The sequence below is a fragment of the Bacillus sp. LR--39 genome (assembly GCF_053613335.1).
Window position 1 is genome coordinate 1 of sequence record NZ_JBSIOT010000778.1, and the last position, 749, is coordinate 749.

Here is a 749-nt window from a genome sequence, read left to right on the forward strand (position 1 = left end):
TTGGTTCTTCCTGAGGTTCATCGCCATATGAAAATCACTCCTCATAACTTAGTAAGCGTTTTCTAAATTGGTTTTAAAAAAACCGCAGCTCTTACGTTTCAACTGCGGTTGCTCACCATTATTTTTCATCCATTCCTTTTAGAATTTTGTCACGGACAAATTTCAGATGCTCATACATGTGGTAATGTGCTTTGTACGGATCTCTTTTGGCAAGGGCGTCGTAGATTTTTTTGTGATATTCGACCGTTACATCTCTCTCCCTGTACGGAATTTGGCTGTCAATTTTCGCATGGGTGATCAGCAGGGACTGAATCATCCCTTCAACGACGGGGTTATTGGCGCTTAACGCAATAATTCGATGGAACTCTTTATCCGCTTCACCATAAAGATTGTCAGTGCTGTTGGCAATATCGTCGATCGTCTTCTGCAAACGCTGAAGCTCTTCCTCATTGATTTTTTCCGCGGCAATTGTCACGAGTCCGAGTTCTAGCGCCATCCGTGCTTCAATGATAGCCGGAAGATTATCAGTGGCCAAGGCAAGCATGACGGAAAACGGCTGCATGCCGTTTTTATCGTTGAAATATGTGCCCCCTCGTGTTTTTCTCGTAATGACGCCCAGCGTTTCAAGTGAACTGAGTGCCTCCCGAAGCACCGGCCTGCTGACATGCAAAATGTCCATCAGTTCCATTTCTGTCGGCAATTTGTCTCCGGCCCTCAACTGTCCGCTCGATAATAAATGGACAATCCGT

General features: G+C 45.3%; 1 protein-coding gene. It reads right to left on the reverse strand.

Features of this window, described 5'->3' with window-relative positions; translation table 11 throughout:
• Positions 1 to 118: 118 nt before the first annotated feature.
• A partial coding sequence (locus ACWHAR_RS26495; RefSeq protein ID WP_452088348.1) for a FadR/GntR family transcriptional regulator occupies positions 119 to 749 on the reverse strand: 631 nt, incomplete at its 5' end.